The sequence below is a fragment of the Cellulomonas sp. NEAU-ZC6 genome (genome assembly GCF_056844425.1).
Genome location: NZ_JBXFYH010000001.1, coordinates 1,054,474 through 1,069,928 on the forward strand (window position 1 = coordinate 1,054,474; position 15,455 = coordinate 1,069,928).

Here is a 15,455-nt window from a genome sequence, read left to right on the forward strand (position 1 = left end):
ACCCGACCACCCAGGAGACCGCCATGACCGCCCGAACCACCGCACGCCGCCTCGCGCGCCGCCCGATCGCCCTCGGCGCCGCAGCCGTCGCCGCGACCCTGCTGCTCGCCGGCTGCGTCGCCGGCGAGGGCGAGGCCCAGGCCGAGGAGCCCGCGGCCGACGCGTCCGCCGAGGGCTGGAGCGCCGACACCCTGACGGTCGACTTCGCCACGTACAACCCGCTGAGCCTGGTCATCAAGGACCAGGGCTGGCTCGAGGAGACGCTCGGCGACGACGTCACGGTCGAGTGGGTGCAGTCCGCGGGGTCCAACAAGGCCAACGAGGCGCTGCGCGCCGGCGCCGTGGACGTCGGCTCGACCGCCGGGTCCGCCGCGCTGCTCGCCCGGTCCAACGGCTCGCCCATCCGCACCATCGACGTCTACTCCCAGCCGGAGTGGGCCGCGCTCGTGGTGCCCGAGGGCTCGGACATCACGGACGTCGCCGACCTGGCCGGTCGCTCCGTCGCCGCGACCAAGGGCACGGACCCGTACTTCTTCCTGCTGCAGGCGCTGGAGGAGGCGGGCGTCGACCCGGCCGACGTCGAGGTGCAGAACCTGCAGCACGCCGACGGCAAGGCCGCGCTGGAGAACGGCTCGGTGGACGCGTGGTCCGGCCTGGACCCGCTGATGGCGGCGAGCGAGGCCGACGCCGGCTCGACGCTCGTGTACCGGAACGTCGACTTCAACACCTACGGGTTCCTCAACGCGACGCAGGACTTCCTGGACGCGAGCCCGGACCTGGCGCAGGTCGTCGTCGACGCGTACGAGAAGGCGCGCGCCTGGGCGCAGGAGAACCCCGACGAGGTCGTCAGCATCCTCGCCGAGGTCGCCGGCATCGACCCCGCGGTCGCGGAGAAGGTCATCACCGAGCGCACGACGCTGGACATCGACCCGGTCCCGGGCGAGGCGCAGCGCGAGGTGCTCGAGGTGGTCGGCCCGATCTTCGTGGAGTCCGGCGACGTCGCCAGCCAGGACCTGATCGACACCGCGCTCGAGGAGCTGTTCGAGCCCACGTACGCGGAGAACGCCGACCCGTCCTCGATCGCCGACTGACCCACCCCCGACCAACCCGAACCACGCCCAGGACGGAGCACGTGATGACCGACGCACCCGTGGTGACCGTCGCCGGCACCAGCGCACCGGTGACCGACGCGCAGGGTCGCCCCGTGCCCGGCCTGAACCCGTTCGCCCCCGGCGTCGCCCCGCGGCTGCGGCGCGGCCCGCTGGCCCGGCGGCCGGTCCGGGTCGGGCTCGGGCTGGTGCTGCCGGTGCTCCTGCTCGCGGCCTGGCAGCTGGTCACCAGCACCGGCCTGGTCGCGCCGTACCAGCTGCCCAGCCCCGCCTCGGTGTGGACGGCCGCGGTCGACCTCGCCGAGCGCGGGCTGCTGGGCCAGTACGTGGCGATCTCGACGCAGCGCGTCGTGCTCGGGTTCCTGACCGGGGCCGCGCTCGGCCTGGCGCTCGGGTCGGTGGTCGGGCTGTCCCGGCTGGCCGGCGCGGTGCTGGAGCCGACGCTCGGCGCGGTCCGGGCCGTGCCGTCGCTGGCCTGGGTCCCGCTGCTGATCCTCTGGATGGGGATCGGCGAGGACTCCAAGCTGACCCTGATCGCGATCGGCGCGTTCTTCCCCGTCTACACCACCGTCGTCGCCGCGCTGCGGCACGTGGACGCGCACCTGGTCGAGGCCGGGCGGGCGTACGGGCTGCGCGGGCCGCGGCTGCTGGCGGCCGTGCAGCTGCCGGCGGCGGTGCCGTCGGTGGTGGCGGGCCTGCGGCTGGCGCTCGCGCAGTCGTGGCTGTTCCTGGTGGCCGCGGAGCTCATCGCGTCGTCGATGGGCCTGGGCTTCCTGCTGATGGACTCCGGCAACAACGGCCGCGCCGACCGGATGATCCTCGCGATCGTCCTGCTGGCGCTGCTGGGCAAGCTGACCGACGCGCTGATCGGCCTGGCCGAGAAGTCGCTCCTGAGAAGGTGGGCATGACGAGCACGACGAGTACCGGCACCATCGACGCGCTGCAGAGCGAGACGCGGGCGTTCGGCCCCCCGGCGGGCGACTGGAACATCGGCCCGGCCGAGCACGCGGCGCTGCTCGCGCGCGCCGAGGCGGACCCGGTCGGCTTCTGGGAGGACGCGGCCCGGCGCCTGGACTGGGCCGAGCCGTGGCACACCGCGCACACCTGGTCCCCCGCGGCCCCCGGTCCCGACGGCGAGCTCACCGTGCCGGAGGCGCAGTGGTTCGTCGGCGGCCGGCTGAACGCCGCCGTGAACTGCGTCGACCGGCACGTCGCGGCGGGCCGCGGCGACAAGGTCGCGATCCACGCCGAGGGCGAGCGCGGCGACCGCCGGTCGTACACGTACGCGGACCTGCAGCGGGAGGTGTCCCGCGCCGCGAACGCGCTGACCGACCTCGGCATCGGCCCGGGCGACCGGGTCGTGGTCTACCTGCCGGTGATCGCGGAGACGATCATCGTGACGCTGGCGATCGCGCGGATCGGCGCCGTGCACTCGCTGGTGTTCGGCGGCTTCTCGGCCGAGGCGGTGCGGTTCCGAGTGCAGGACACCGGCGCCACGCTGCTGGTCACGTCCGACGGCCAGTTCCGGCGCGGCCAGGCCGTCGAGGTGAAGTCCGCCGCCGACGAGGCCGTCGCCGGGCTCGACCACGTCGGGCACGTGCTGGTGGTCCGCCGCACCGGGCAGGACGTGGCGTGGACCGAGGGCCGCGACGTCTGGTGGCACGACGTCGTGGACACCGCGCCGGACCGGCACGAGGCCCAGGCCTTCGACGCCGAGCACCCGCTGTTCATCATCTACACGTCGGGCACCACCGGGAAGCCGAAGGGCCTGGTGCACACCACCGGCGGCTACCTGACGCAGGCGTCCTGGACGCACTGGGCGATGTTCGACGCGAAGCCGGAGGACGTGCACTGGTGCACCGCGGACCTCGCGTGGGTCACGGCGCACACCTACGAGATCTACGGCCCGCTGAGCAACGGGCTGACCCAGGTGATCTACGAGGGCACGCCGGACACCCCGCACCGGGAGCGGCACCTCGAGGTCATCGAGCGGTACGGCGTCACCGTCTACTACACGGCGCCGACCCTGATCCGGACGTTCATGACCTGGTTCCCGGACGGGCTGCCCGCCGGGCACGACCTGTCGAGCGTCCGCCTGCTCGGCACGGTGGGCGAGGCCATCAACCCCGAGGCCTGGATCTGGTTCCGCGAGCAGCTCGGCGCCGGCACCGCGCCCGTCGTCGACACCTGGTGGCAGTCCGAGACCGGCGCGGCCGTCATCGCGCCGCTGCCCGGGGTCAGCACCCTGAAGCCGGGCTCCGCGACCCGCGCGCTGCCGGGGTTCTCGGCCAGGGTCGTGGACGACGCCGGCGCCGAGGTGCCTAAGGGCTCCGGCGGCTACCTGGTCATCGACCGCCCGTGGCCGGGCATGGCCCGGACCGTGTGGGGCGACCCGCAGCGCTACCGCGACTCCTACTGGCGGCCGTTCGCCGCGCAGGGCTACTTCCTGGCCGGCGACGGCGCGTCGTGGGACCTGGACGGCGACATCTGGCTGCTGGGCCGGGTCGACGACGTGGTGAACGTCGCGGGGCACCGGCTGTCCACGATCGAGGTCGAGTCCGCCCTGGTCGCGCACCCCGCCGTCGGCGAGGCGGGCGTCGCCGGCGTCGCGGACGCCGTGGGCGGGCAGGCCGTCGCGGCCTTCGTCGTCCCCGCCGTCGCGCCCGGACCGGTCGAGGACGTCGCCGCGTGGCGCGCCGCCGCGGCCGACCTGCGCGAGACGCTGCGCGACCAGGTCGCCCGGGAGATCGGGCCGGTCGCCAAGCCCAAGCACGTCGTCGTCGTGCCCGAGGTCCCGAAGACCCGGTCCGGCAAGATCCTGCGCCGCCTGCTGGCCGACCTGCACGACGGCCGGCCGCTGGGCGACGTCACGTCCCTGCAGAACCCCTGGGCGGTGGACCAGGTCGCCGCGCTGCTGCCCTCCGGGGCTATCGTCGCGGCCACGCCCGCACCCGACCCGGCCGAGGAGGCCTCTCTCGCATGAGCTCCGAGCACCGCTTCGGCTTCCGCACCCGCGCCCTGCACGCCGGGGCCATCCCCGACGCCGCCACCGGCGCGCGTGCCGTGCCGATCTACCAGTCGACGTCCTTCGTCTTCAACGACACCACCGACGCCGCGAACCTGTTCGCGCTGCAGAAGTACGGGAACATCTACTCCCGGCTCGGCAACCCCACGGTCGCGGTGCTCGAGGAGCGGATCGCCTCGCTCGAGGGCGGCATCGGCGCGGTCGCCACGTCGTCCGGCATGGCCGCGGAGTTCATCACGTTCGCCGCGCTGGTCGGCGCGGGCGACCACGTCGTCGCATCCGCTCAGCTGTACGGCGGCACGGTGACCCAGCTCGACGTGACGCTGCGCCGGTTCGGCGTCGACACCACGTTCGTCGCGGGCACCGACCCGGCCGACTACGCCGCGGCGATCCGGCCCGAGACCAAGGTGGTCTACACCGAGGTGGTCGCGAACCCGTCCGGCGAGGTCGCCGACCTGGCCGGGCTGGCCGAGGTCGCGCACGCCGCGGGCGTGCCGCTGGTGGTCGACTCCACGCTGTCGACCCCGTACCTGGTGCGGCCGATCGAGCACGGCGCCGACATCGTCATCCACTCCGCCACGAAGTTCCTCGGCGGGCACGGCACCACGCTCGGCGGCGTCGTCGTCGAGTCCGGCCGGTTCAACTGGGGCAACGGCAAGTTCCCGCAGATGACCGAGCCCGTGCCGTCGTACAACGACGTGAAGTGGTGGGAGAACTTCGGGGAGTACGGGTTCCTCACCAAGCTGCGCTCCGAGCAGCTGCGGGACATCGGCCCGTCGCTGTCGGCGCAGTCCGCGTTCCAGCTGCTGCAGGGCGTCGAGACCCTCCCGCAGCGGATCGACGCGCACCTGGCGAACGCCCGCGCCGTCGCCGAGTGGCTGGACGCCGACCCGCGCGTCACCTCGGTGCAGTGGGCGGGCCTGCCGTCGCACCCGCACCACGAGCGCGCGCAGCGGTACCTGCCGCTCGGCCCGGGGTCGGTGTTCGCGTTCCGGCTCGCCGCCACCCCCGAGCGCGACGGCCGCGAGGTCGGCCGGCGCTTCATCGAGGAGCTGCAGCTGGCCAGCCACCTGGCCAACGTCGGGGACGCGCGCACGCTGGTCATCCACCCGGCGTCGACCACGCACCAGCAGCTGTCCGCCGAGCAGCTGGCCGTCGCCGGCGTGCCCGAGGACCTGGTCCGGATCAGCGTCGGCCTGGAGGACCCCGAGGACATCCTCTGGGACCTGGACCAGGCGCTCACGGCGGCGACCTCGCCGGCCGCCGCGGACCCCGGGCGGGACGGCGCCACCGCCGCGGCCGCCCGCCCGAGCACCACCGCCGCACCCGTCCTGGGTGCGGCCGTCACCGGCCTCGGTGGCGACGCCTGCTCCGTCCCGGAGGCCACCCGATGAGCACCGGCACCCCCACCCGCACCTGGCAGGGCCCGTCGGCGCCCGACCGGCTCGCGCTGCTCCGGCGCACCCGGTCGATCGCGATCGTCGGCGCGTCCAACAACCCGGCGCGCGCGTCGTACTTCGTGACGACGTACCTGCTGTCCAGCACCCCGTACGACATCTACCTGGTCAACCCGCGCGAGACCGAGATCCTCGGGCAGCCCGTCTACCCGTCGCTCGACGCGCTGCCGGTCGTCCCGGACCTGGTCGACGTGTTCCGCCGGCACGACGACCTGCCGACGGTGCTCGACGAGACGCTGGCCGTCGGCGCGAAGGCCCTGTGGCTGCAGCTCGGCTCGTGGCACGAGGAGGTCGCGCAGCGCGGCGAGGCCGCCGGCCTGACCGTGGTGATGGACCGCTGCGTGAAGATCGAGCACGCCCGGTTCCACGGCGGCCTGCACCTGGCGGGCTTCGACACCGGCGTGATCAGCTCCAAGCGCGCCCTGGGCTGACGCACCCGCGCTCGCGCGCGCCGCGCCGAGATGGCACTCCTCGCCTGCGCCCCGGCGCCGCTCCGCAGGCCGGGACTGCCATCTCGGCGTCGTCGTGCGGGCGGTCAGCGGGGGTCGGGCAGCAGGGCGTCCGGGGCGACGGCGACCGCGGCGCGGCCCGTGGCCAGCGGCAGGATGATCGTGTCGATCAGCCGCTCGGCGAACTCCGCGTCCATCGGCCGGTGCGCGACGACCTTGCGGTAGTGCACCATCGCGGGCGCCACGGCGGCGACCATGTCGAGGTCGACGCCGTCGGCGGTCTCCCCGCGCAGTCGGGCCCGCTCGAGCACCTCGCGCGCCAGCCGCACGCGGCCCGCGACGAACTGCTCGTGGAACACCGCCCGCACCTCGGGCTCGTCCCGGATCGCCGTGAGCAGGCCGGTCATGAGGTCGTCGTTCTTCATCCGGCTGGCGATCGTGAAGATGCGCAGCAGGTCCTCGCGCAGGGAGCCGGTGTCCGGCACCTCGTCGATCGTCAGCTGCTTGGCGCACAGCAGGCTGTCGACGGTGAGCTGCGCCTTGGAGGACCACCGGCGGTACACCGTGGCCTTGCCCGCACCGGCGCGCTCGGCGACGGCGTCCATGGTCATGCCGTCGTAGCCGCGCTCGATGAGCAGCGCGCGTGCCGCGTCCAGGATCACCTCGTCGAGCGACTCGTCGCGGCGCCGGCCGGGCCGGCGGGCGGGCTCGGGCACGGCTGCGGTCACGGCGTCCTCGCGCGCGGGCATGGTGCTCCTCTCGACGCGGCCATTCTGCCTGCCGCGTCAGCCGGAAACAAATCGAGACCGGGGGGTTCCGGAACTGACCGGTCTTGGTTTACGGTCGTCGCATCCCACACCGACGTCCTTCCCGGAGCACCACCATGTCCTCACCCGCAGTCCCCGGTACGGCGGACCGCCGTCGCTGGCTCGTGCTGGCCACCGTCGCCCTCGCCCAGCTGATGGTCGTGCTCGACGCCACCATCGTGAACATCGCCATGCCGTCGGCCCAGGCCGACCTCGGCTTCAGCGACAACGACCGCCAGTGGATCGTCACCGCCTACGCCCTCGCGTTCGGCAGCCTGCTGCTGCTCGGCGGCCGCCTGTCCGACATGTTCGGCCGCCGCCGGATGTTCCTGATCGGCCTGGTCGGGTTCGCCGTCGCCTCGGCGCTCGGCGGGGCCGCCGGGTCGTTCGAGCTGCTGGTCGCGGCCCGCGCGCTGCAGGGCGTGTTCGCCGCGGTGCTGGCGCCGGCCGCCCTGTCCGTGCTCACCACCACCTTCACGGTGCCGAAGGAGCGCGCCCGCGCGTTCGGCGTGTTCGGCGCGATCGCCGGCATGGGCGGGGCCATCGGGCTGCTGCTCGGCGGCTACCTCACCGAGAACTTCAGCTGGCGCTGGAACCTCTACGTCAACGTCGTGATCGCCGTGGTCGCGCTGGTCGCCGGCGCCCTGCTGCTCGAGCGCCGGGGCGGCGCCGCGGGTCACCGGCTCGACCTGCCCGGCGTGCTGCTCGGGTCGGCCGGCCTGTTCGCCCTCGTGCTCGGCTTCTCGCAGGCCGAGCCGCAGGGCTGGGACTCCGTGCTCACCTGGGGACCGCTCGCCGCGAGCGTCGTCCTGCTGGTCGGGTTCGTGCTGCGGCAGCGCACCGCCGCCAACGCGGTGCTGCCGCTGGACGTCGTCCTCGACCGGGACCGCGGGGCGTCGTTCCTGTCGATCCTGGTCGCCGGCTCGGGGATGTTCGGCGTGTTCCTGTTCCTCACCTACTACCTGCAGTCGACGCTGGGCTACAGCCCCATGCGCACCGGCGTCGCGTTCCTGCCGATGGTCATCGCGATCATCGTCACCGCGCAGATCCAGTCGAACCTGCTCCTCCCCCGGTTCGGCCCCAAGCTCCTGGTGCCGATCGGCATGCTCGTCGCCGGGACCGGCCTGCTGACCTTCACGCAGCTGGAGATGGACAGCAGCTACGCGGCGCACGTCCTGCCCGGGCTGGTCCTCATGGGCATGGGGATGGCGTCGATCATGCCGGCGTCCTTCCAGCTCGCGACGCTCGGCGTGGCGCCCCGCCTGGCCGGCGCCGCCTCGGCGCTGGTGTCCACCAGCCAGCAGGTCGGCGGGGCCGTCGGCACGGCGCTGCTCAACACGCTCGCCACCACGGCGGCGACCGCGTACGTCGCGGACCACGCGCCCGCCACCCCGGAGGTGCTCGCCGAGGCCGCGCTGCACAGCTTCGACACCGCGTACGCGTGGTCGGCGGCGATCTTCGGCGGCGGCGCGGTGGTCGCGGCCCTGCTGTTCCGCCGCCGCGCGGACCGGCAGGCCCGGCTCGCCGCCGCCCCGGCGACGCCGGCCCCGGAGGTCGTCGCCGCGCACTGACCCGGCCACCCCGGCCACCCCGGCCACCGGCCGGTGACGAGGTCGTCGGTTCCGCAGCCCCTCACGGCGCGCAACCGACGACCTCGCGGTCGGGCCCGCACCCCGGGGTGTCACTCCTCGGGGAACCAGACCGCGCGGCGCAGCGCGACCCGCGTGCCGTCGGCCGAGAGCGGCGTCCCCTCGGCGCGCAGGTGCTCCAGCGCGGCGCGGGCGTGGTGCGCGGGCGGCGACCCCGCGGCGTTCACGACCCGCCACCACGGCACGTCCGACCCCCCGCGCGACATGACCTGCCCCACCTGGCGCGGGCCGCCCCGCGCGGGCAGCCCGGCCGCGACGAGCCGGTCGGCGACGACCTCCGCGATCAGCCCGTAGGTCATCGCGCGCCCGGGCGGGATCAGGTCCACCACGTCGAGCACGGCCTCCAGGTAGGCGTCGTCCACGGCTACCCGTCCCGCCGGACCACGACGAGCGCGCGGTCGTCGCCCTCGTCGGCGTCGATCCGGGCGATCACGTCGTCCGCGTCGCCACGCCGGGTGGACAGCACGTGCTCCGCCGCGCCGCGCAGCCGGTCGATCCCGAGGTCGAGGTCCCGGCCCGGCGTCTCCACCAGCCCGTCGGTGTAGAGCAGCAGCGCGTCGCCCGCGGCGATCCGCCCGGACGCCGTCGGGAACCGCGCGCCCTCGACGACGCCGAGCACGGGGCCGCCGCCGTCGGCGCGCACCAGGTCCTGGCTGCCGGAGCCGGCGTGCAGGTGCACGGGCGGCAGGTGACCCGCCGACGCCACGACGTAGTCCCCCGTGTCCAGGTCGACCACGACGTGCACCGCGGTCGCGAACCCCTCGTCCCAGTCCTGGGCGAGCAGGTAGGCGTTGGCGGCCGGCAGGAAGTCCGGCGGCGGCACCTGGCCGAGCAGACCCGCCAGCGCGCCGGACAGCTGGAGGGACCGCACGCCGGCGTCCTGCCCCTTCCCGGACACGTCGACCAGCGCGATCTCCAGCACGCCCCCGTGCGCGCGGACGGCGCTCACCACGAAGTCGCCGGAGAACGCCTCGCGGTGCGCGGCGTGCAGCGCGCTCTGCACCTCCCAGCCCCGGGGCAGCTCGGGCACCACGGCGTGCGACGCGAGCCGGTCCCGCAGGTCGACCAGCATCAGGTCGCCGGGCGCACCCTGCAGGCCGAGGCGCTCCCGGTGCGCCGCGAACGCCAGCAGCGCCCCGATCGCGATCGCCTGCAGCAGGTAGGTACCGGGGGTGAAGTCGCCCAGCCCGGCCAGGCGGATCGCCAGGACCTGCACCACGATCACGCCGCAGAGCAGGACCATGCCGCGGATCCGGAGCAGGAACGCGCCCAGCAGCTCGATGAGGATGAACGTCGACGGCGGCACCCAGGGCCGCGCCCAGACGATGCCGGCCGACGCGGCGAACGTCAGCGCCACCAGGACCACGACCAGCGCCTGCTGCGAGCCCAGGCCGTGCCGCCGCAGCCAGGCACGGACCGTCTGGAGCGCGCTCGGCGTCCGGCGACGCCCTGCCGGCACCGGCCGCTGCCTCGGGTCCGGACGCGTCACGACGTGAGGGTACCGAGCACGCCGATCCCGCGGACAGGTCCGCCCAGGGGACGGTCACGGCGGATTTCGGCGTGACGCGCCCGCGCCCCAGGTGCGTGCGGATCATCGTCGACAGCAGCCGGCGCCGGCGGTGGTCGGGCCGGACCCCTACCCAGGTCAGGCCGGAGCACGGCACCGAGCCGCCCGGCGTGGGCAGGGTGAACGCGTACGACCCGTGCACGGCGACCATCTCGCCGGCGTCGGTCTCGACCGCGACCGCCCGGTCCAGCGGGATCGCGAACGGCACCGCGGCGTCGGTCGTCGCGTCGGGCGCCGCGGAGGCGAACGCCATGGCGTCGACGGCGCGGAACTCCTCGACCCGCTCGGCGGTGAGGTCGGTCAGCCGGTAGCCGGCGGGCGCGGTGGTCATGCCCGCCATCCTGGTCGGCGGCGAACAGCGCCGAGACCGGCTCCCCGCGCCCGAGCGACCGGTCCCGAGCCCGGGATCTACGGCCGGTTCGGCTACGGCTCGGCCGCGGACCACGCCCGGCTGACCGTGCCGCGCGGCGCGGCCCTGCGAGACGTGCCGGGCTCGGAGGCGCTGACCGTCCGGTTCGCGACCCTGGACGCCGACCGGCACGTGGACCTGGTCGCCCAGGTGCACGAGGCCGCCGGCGCGGGCCGGCCGGGCTGGATCGCGCGCGGCTCCGACGTCCTGCGCCGGATCGCGGTCGCCGACCCGCCCGCGTGGCGCGGCGGCGGCGAGCCCGCGCGCCTGGTCACGGTGCACGACGCGGCCGGCGGTCCCCGCGGGTACGCGATCTTCCGCCGCAAGGACACGTGGAACGACCCCGGGCCGGAGTACCCGGTCCAGGTGCGGGTCGCGGCCGCGGTCGACGCACCGGCGGCGCACCGGCTCTGGTCGTTCCTGCTGGACCTCGACCTCACCTCGACGGTCACCACCGGGCTGCTCGCGGTGGACGACCCGCTGCTCGCGCTGCTGGTGGACGTCCGCAAGCCGGTGCCGAAGGTGTCGGACAACCTCTGGGTGCGGCTGCTCGACCTGCCCGTCGCGCTGGCCGGGCGACGGTACGCCGCGCCCGTCGACGTCGTGCTGGGCGTGCAGGACGACCTGCTGCCGGCGAACGCGGGCGCGTGGCGCCTGGTGACGGGCGGGGCGGCGGCGGACGGCACGTACCCCGCGCGGGTCGAGCGGACCGGCGACGCGCCCGACGTCGAGCTGGACGTCCGCGAGCTGGGCGCGGCCTACCTCGGCGGCCGGAGCCTGGTGGCGCTGGCCGCGGCGGGCCAGGTCACGGGCGCCCGGCCCGAGGCGCTGCACCGCGCGGCCACCGCGTTCGGCTGGCCGGTCGCCCCGGTCTGCCCGTGGGTGTTCTGAGGCGGGCCGGCCGCGGGCCGTCGTGCCGGCTCAGGCGCGCGCGGCCTCGTACGCGGCGAGCTGGTCGATGCGGCGCTGGTGGCGCGGGTCCTGGCTGAACGGCTCGTTCACGAACACGTCGACCAGCTCCAGGGCCTCGTCGACCGAGTGCTGCCGGGCGCCGATCGCGACGACGTTCGCGTCGTTGTGCTGGCGGCCGAGGCGCGCGGTGTCGGCGTTCCAGGCCAGCGCGGCGCGCACGCCGGTGACCTTGTTCGCGGCGATCTGCTCGCCGTTGCCGGAGCCGCCGATCACGACGCCCAGGCTGCCCGGGTCGGCCACGACGGCCTCGCCGGCGGCGAAGCACACGGCCGGGTAGTCGTCCTGCGGGTCGTACTCCGGGGCCCCGTGGTCGACGACGTCGTGCCCCGCGGCGCGCAGGTGCTCGACCAGCGCGACCTTCAGCTCGAACCCGGCGTGGTCAGCGGCGACGTGGATACGCATGGGGACATCCTGCCGCACTCCGGGCGGACGTCGACCCGGGCGTCCACCGACGGGTCCGTGTGCGGGGGCACCGGGGCGTCCTAGGCTGGCTCCCGGCGCGTGCCCGCGCGCCGGCCCGACGGAAGGGACCCCTCCTCACCATGACCCGCAGCGGCATCGACTCCTCGGCACTCGACCCGGACGTCCGCCCCCAGGACGACCTGTACGCGCACGTCAACGGCCGCTGGGTCGCCGCGCACGAGATCCCGGCGGACCGCGCGATGGACGGCTCCTTCCGCGCCCTGCACGACCAGGCCGAGGAGCAGGTCCGCGACATCATCACCGAGGCCGCCGAGCAGGCGGCCGGCGGCGGGGTGCAGGCGCAGATCGGCGCGCTCTACGCGTCGTTCATGGACACCGAGGCCGTCGAGGCCGCCGGCACCGACCCGCTGCGCCCGGACCTGTCCGCGATCGAGGCGGCGACCACGCGCCAGGACCTCACCGACGTGCTCGGCGCCCTGCAGCGCACCGGCGCCGCCGGCGGCACCGGCTTCTGGGTCGACAACGACGCCAAGGACCCCGAGCGGTACGTCGTCTACCTGTACCAGTCCGGGCTCGGCCTGCCCGACGAGTCGTACTACCGCGACGAGCAGTACGCGTCCGTCCTGGCCGCCTACCGCCCGCACGTCGCCCGGATGCTGCTGCTCGGCGGCTGGTCCGCCGACCAGGAGGCCGCCGACGCCGCCGCCGACCGGGTGCTCGCGCTGGAGACGAAGCTCGCCGCCGAGCACTGGGACGTCGTCAAGGACCGCGACGCCGACCTCACCTACAACCCGACGACGCTGTCGGCGCTGGCGACCACCGCGCCCGGTTTCGACTGGGAGGCGTGGTCCCGCGCGCTCGGCGCCCCGCAGGGCTCGCTCGACGACCTGGTGGTCCGCGAGCCGTCGTTCGCGACCGCCTTCGCCGGGCTGTGGGCGTCCGAGCCCGTCGAGGACTGGCAGGCCTGGATGGCGTACCACGCCATCACCTCGCGGGCGCCGTACCTGTCGTCCGCGCTGGTCGAGGCGAACTTCGACTTCCACGGCCGCACGCTGACCGGCGCGCAGGAGCTGCGCGACCGCTGGAAGCGCGGCGTCTCCCTCGTGCAGGGCGTGCTCGGCGAGGCCGTCGGCGAGGTCTACGTGGCCCGGCACTTCCCGCCCGCGCACAAGGAGCGGATGGAGGAGCTGGTCGGCCACCTGGTCGAGGCGTACCGGGAGTCGATCCAGGCGCTGGACTGGATGGGCGAGGACACCAAGGCCAAGGCGCTCGCCAAGCTGGACGCGTTCACCCCGAAGATCGGCTACCCCGTCAAGTGGCGCGACTACTCGGCGCTGCAGCTCGCCGCCGACGACCTGGTCGGCAACGTGCGCCGCGCCTCGGCGTTCGAGCAGGACCACGAGCTGCACAAGATCGGCAGGCCGATCGACCGCGACGAGTGGTTCATGACCCCGCAGACGGTCAACGCCTACTACAACCCCGGCATGAACGAGATCGTGTTCCCCGCCGCCATCCTGCAGCCGCCGTTCTTCGACGCCGACGCGGACGACGCGGTGAACTACGGGGGCATCGGCGCGGTCATCGGCCACGAGATCGGCCACGGGTTCGACGACCAGGGCTCCAAGTACGACGGCCAGGGCCGCCTCGAGGACTGGTGGACCGAGGCCGACCGCGCCGAGTTCGAGAAGCGCACCTCCGCGCTGATCGAGCAGTACAACGCGTTCTCCCCCGCGCAGCTGAACGGCTCCCACCACGTCAACGGCGCCCTGACCATCGGCGAGAACATCGGCGACCTGGGCGGCCTGTCGATCGCGCTCAAGGCGTACCGGATCGCCCTGGGCCGGCCGCTGGACGAGGCGCCCGAGGTCGACGGGATGACCGGCGTGCAGCGCGTGCTGCTCGGCTGGGCGCAGGTGTGGCGCGCCAAGGGCCGCGACGAGGAGGTCATCCGGCGGCTCGCCGTCGACCCGCACTCCCCGGACGAGGTCCGCTGCAACGCGGTGGTGCGGAACGTGGACGAGTTCTACGCCGCGTTCGACGTGCAGCCGGGCGACGGCCTGTACCTGGCGCCGGAGGAGCGCGTGCGGATCTGGTGACCCGTGGCACGAGGCCCCGCCGGCGGTCGTCCGCCGGCGGGGCCTCGTGCCGTCCTGCTCGGTTCAGCGCGCGCTGGTCACGGCAGCGTCGTCAGCGCCGCTGTCGCGACCCGGAACCCCTCGCCCGACTCGTCCACGACGCACGACATGCCGTTCGACGCGCTGGTGCAGGTGTACGGCCCGACCGTCTGCGACCGGCCGTAGTCGAGCACCGGGACGTCGGCGCCCGCGGCGGCGGGCGCGGGGCCCTCGACGCAGGGCGTGGTCAGGCCGTCGGACTCGTTCAGGACGATCGTGTGCCCGGTGGTGCCGGTGCAGCCCTCCGCGGCCGGGACGTCGAACTGCTTGTTCGCAATCGTGCAGGTGACGCCGTCGGCCGACATCGTGCAGGCGATGTTGCCCGTCGGGGACGCGAACGACTGCGGCTCGGAGCTGGTCGCCCCGTCCGTGGGCGTGCCGGACGCACCGCCGCCCGCGGCCGGCTGGGAGCTGCCGGCGGACGGGCTCGCCACGGGGGTCTCGTCATCGGGCCCGCCGAGGACGACGATCGCCGCGACCACCAGGGCCAGCACGAGCACGACGTCGACGGCGAGGAAGATCTTCACGCCGCGGCTCAGGTTCGCGAGGGCTGCCATGTCCTACCTCCGGGTGGTGCGGGATGTCAGTCGAAGACCGGGCCCTTGGTGCGCGTGCGCTTGAGCTCGTAGAACCCGGGCACGCCGGTCACCAGCACGAAGCCGTCCCACAGCCGGCCGGCGTCCTCGCCCTTCGGGGCGGGGGTCATGACGGGGCCGAAGAACGCGGTGCCGTTCACGGCGACCACCGGGGTGCCGACCTCGTCGCCGACCAGCGCGATCGCCTCGGCGTGCGAGGCGCGCAGCTGCTCGTCGAACTCGTCGGTGTCGCCGTACGCCCGCAGCGACTGCGGCAGCCCGACCTCGTCCAGGGACTCGCGGATGATCGCCCAGGTGTCCGTGCGGCCGCCCGGGTGCCGGCGGGTGCCCAGTGCGTCGTAGAGCGGCTTGAGGTGCTCGGCGCCGTACAGCTCCTTGGTGGCCGTGAGCACGCGCACCGCGGCCCACGAGTCGTCCATGAGCTCGCGGTACTCGTCCGGCAGGTCCCGGCCCTCGTTCAGCACGGACAGGCTCATCACGTGCCAGCGCACGTCCACGTCCCGGACCCGGGTCACCTCGTCCATCCAGCGCGACGTCATCCAGGCCCAGGGACAGGCCGGGTCGAACCAGAAGTCGGCGGTGTCGCGGACGGGCGCGGTCGGCTGCGTGTCGGTCACGGGGGGTGCTCCTCACGGGGCGGTCGTGGTGCGGGGTCGGGCTCGGGCGACTGCTCCGGGTGGACCGCCGCGCCCGCCATCATGCCCCGTGACCCGGGGTGCGTGTCACGCCGGGGGCACCCCGGGCGCACCCCGGGCCCACGCCGGGCGCCGCCTGCGCGGGCGCGTGCACCGGCGGGTTGGTGGAATGATGCGGCGGACG

General features: G+C 74.6%; 13 protein-coding genes and 2 pseudogenes. 8 read left to right on the top strand and 7 right to left on the bottom strand.

Annotation, left to right across the window (positions count from 1 at the left end):
* Window positions 1–23 precede the first annotated feature (23 nt).
* Genes AC1050_RS04880 through AC1050_RS04900 form a run of 5 tightly spaced genes read left to right on the top strand, consistent with a single transcriptional unit; the run spans window position 24 to window position 6,022 of the window.
* Window positions 24–1,091 carry an aliphatic sulfonate ABC transporter substrate-binding protein gene (locus AC1050_RS04880; RefSeq protein ID WP_482386244.1) on the top strand — a complete coding sequence of 356 codons (1,068 nt, stop codon included), beginning with the start codon at window positions 24–26 and terminating at the stop codon, window positions 1,089–1,091.
* A 44-nt stretch (window positions 1,092–1,135) separates the two neighbouring features.
* Window positions 1,136–2,017, top strand: coding sequence for an ABC transporter permease (locus AC1050_RS04885; RefSeq protein ID WP_482386245.1), 882 nt, complete (start codon window positions 1,136–1,138; stop codon window positions 2,015–2,017).
* On the top strand, window positions 2,014–4,092 hold the full coding sequence (gene acs / locus AC1050_RS04890; protein WP_482386246.1) for an acetate--CoA ligase: 2,079 nt from the start codon (window positions 2,014–2,016) through the stop codon (window positions 4,090–4,092). Before AC1050_RS04885 ends, acs begins: the two co-directional genes overlap by 4 nt.
* Complete coding sequence (locus tag AC1050_RS04895) at window positions 4,089–5,528, top strand: O-acetylhomoserine aminocarboxypropyltransferase/cysteine synthase family protein (RefSeq protein WP_482386247.1); 1,440 nt, start codon at window positions 4,089–4,091, stop codon at window positions 5,526–5,528. Before acs ends, AC1050_RS04895 begins: the two co-directional genes overlap by 4 nt.
* The gene (locus AC1050_RS04900) at window positions 5,525–6,022 is read left to right on the top strand and encodes a CoA-binding protein (protein ID WP_482386248.1); all 498 of its coding nucleotides are present in this window, start codon (window positions 5,525–5,527) and stop codon (window positions 6,020–6,022) included. The genes AC1050_RS04895 and AC1050_RS04900 overlap by 4 nt, the downstream gene beginning before the upstream one ends.
* 104 nt (window positions 6,023–6,126) lie before the next feature.
* On the opposite strand, the gene AC1050_RS04905 is transcribed toward AC1050_RS04900, so the two are convergent.
* Window positions 6,127–6,789, bottom strand: coding sequence for a TetR/AcrR family transcriptional regulator (locus tag AC1050_RS04905; protein WP_482386249.1), 663 nt, complete (start codon window positions 6,787–6,789; stop codon window positions 6,127–6,129).
* Window positions 6,790–6,923: 134 nt separating this feature from the next.
* Here AC1050_RS04905 and AC1050_RS04910 point away from each other — a divergent pair, with 134 nt between their 5' ends.
* The gene (locus tag AC1050_RS04910; protein ID WP_482386250.1) at window positions 6,924–8,417 is read left to right on the top strand and encodes an MFS transporter; all 1,494 of its coding nucleotides are present in this window, start codon (window positions 6,924–6,926) and stop codon (window positions 8,415–8,417) included.
* A gap of 110 nt (window positions 8,418–8,527) precedes the next feature.
* Here AC1050_RS04910 and AC1050_RS04915 read toward each other — a convergent pair whose 3' ends face one another.
* The 3 genes and pseudogenes from AC1050_RS04915 to AC1050_RS04925 form a co-directional block, all read right to left on the bottom strand.
* Window positions 8,528–8,857: an MGMT family protein gene (locus AC1050_RS04915; protein WP_482387242.1), complete on the bottom strand. Its 330-nt coding sequence runs from the start codon at window positions 8,855–8,857 to the stop codon at window positions 8,528–8,530.
* A gap of 2 nt (window positions 8,858–8,859) precedes the next feature.
* On the bottom strand, window positions 8,860–9,984 hold the full coding sequence (locus AC1050_RS04920; RefSeq protein ID WP_482386251.1) for a PP2C family protein-serine/threonine phosphatase: 1,125 nt from the start codon (window positions 9,982–9,984) through the stop codon (window positions 8,860–8,862).
* 142 nt (window positions 9,985–10,126) lie between these two features.
* Window positions 10,127–10,402, bottom strand: a pseudogene (locus AC1050_RS04925) (GNAT family N-acetyltransferase); the annotation flags it as partial.
* Between the two features lie 60 nt (window positions 10,403–10,462).
* Between AC1050_RS04925 and AC1050_RS04930 the strand changes: the two are divergent.
* A pseudogene (locus AC1050_RS04930) lies at window positions 10,463–11,362 on the top strand (sterol carrier protein domain-containing protein); the annotation flags it as partial.
* Between the two features lie 30 nt (window positions 11,363–11,392).
* Here the strand turns inward: AC1050_RS04930 and AC1050_RS04935 are convergent.
* On the bottom strand, window positions 11,393–11,845 hold the full coding sequence (locus tag AC1050_RS04935) for a ribose-5-phosphate isomerase (protein ID WP_482386252.1): 453 nt from the start codon (window positions 11,843–11,845) through the stop codon (window positions 11,393–11,395).
* Window positions 11,846–11,985: 140 nt separating this feature from the next.
* Between AC1050_RS04935 and AC1050_RS04940 the strand changes: the two genes are divergently transcribed.
* On the top strand, window positions 11,986–13,962 hold the full coding sequence (locus tag AC1050_RS04940) for a M13 family metallopeptidase (RefSeq protein ID WP_482386253.1): 1,977 nt from the start codon (window positions 11,986–11,988) through the stop codon (window positions 13,960–13,962).
* A gap of 77 nt (window positions 13,963–14,039) precedes the next feature.
* On the opposite strand, the gene AC1050_RS04945 is transcribed toward AC1050_RS04940, so the two are convergent.
* Complete coding sequence (locus AC1050_RS04945) at window positions 14,040–14,597, bottom strand: hypothetical protein (RefSeq protein ID WP_482386254.1); 558 nt, start codon at window positions 14,595–14,597, stop codon at window positions 14,040–14,042.
* A 26-nt stretch (window positions 14,598–14,623) separates the two neighbouring features.
* On the bottom strand, window positions 14,624–15,253 hold the full coding sequence (locus AC1050_RS04950; RefSeq protein WP_482386255.1) for a mycothiol-dependent nitroreductase Rv2466c family protein: 630 nt from the start codon (window positions 15,251–15,253) through the stop codon (window positions 14,624–14,626).
* Window positions 15,254–15,455: the final 202 nt, after the last annotated feature.

Coding starts and splice junctions, on each gene's coding strand:
- AC1050_RS04880 (WP_482386244.1), top strand. CDS start 24: ATGACCGCCCGAACCACCGCACGCCGCCTCGCGCGCCGCCCGATCGCC.
- AC1050_RS04885 (WP_482386245.1), top strand. CDS start 1,136: ATGACCGACGCACCCGTGGTGACCGTCGCCGGCACCAGCGCACCGGTG.
- acs (WP_482386246.1), top strand. CDS start 2,014: ATGACGAGCACGACGAGTACCGGCACCATCGACGCGCTGCAGAGCGAG.
- AC1050_RS04895 (WP_482386247.1), top strand. CDS start 4,089: ATGAGCTCCGAGCACCGCTTCGGCTTCCGCACCCGCGCCCTGCACGCC.
- AC1050_RS04900 (WP_482386248.1), top strand. CDS start 5,525: ATGAGCACCGGCACCCCCACCCGCACCTGGCAGGGCCCGTCGGCGCCC.
- AC1050_RS04905 (WP_482386249.1), bottom strand. CDS start 6,789: ATGCCCGCGCGCGAGGACGCCGTGACCGCAGCCGTGCCCGAGCCCGCC.
- AC1050_RS04910 (WP_482386250.1), top strand. CDS start 6,924: ATGTCCTCACCCGCAGTCCCCGGTACGGCGGACCGCCGTCGCTGGCTC.
- AC1050_RS04935 (WP_482386252.1), bottom strand. CDS start 11,845: ATGCGTATCCACGTCGCCGCTGACCACGCCGGGTTCGAGCTGAAGGTC.
- AC1050_RS04940 (WP_482386253.1), top strand. CDS start 11,986: ATGACCCGCAGCGGCATCGACTCCTCGGCACTCGACCCGGACGTCCGC.
- AC1050_RS04945 (WP_482386254.1), bottom strand. CDS start 14,597: ATGGCAGCCCTCGCGAACCTGAGCCGCGGCGTGAAGATCTTCCTCGCC.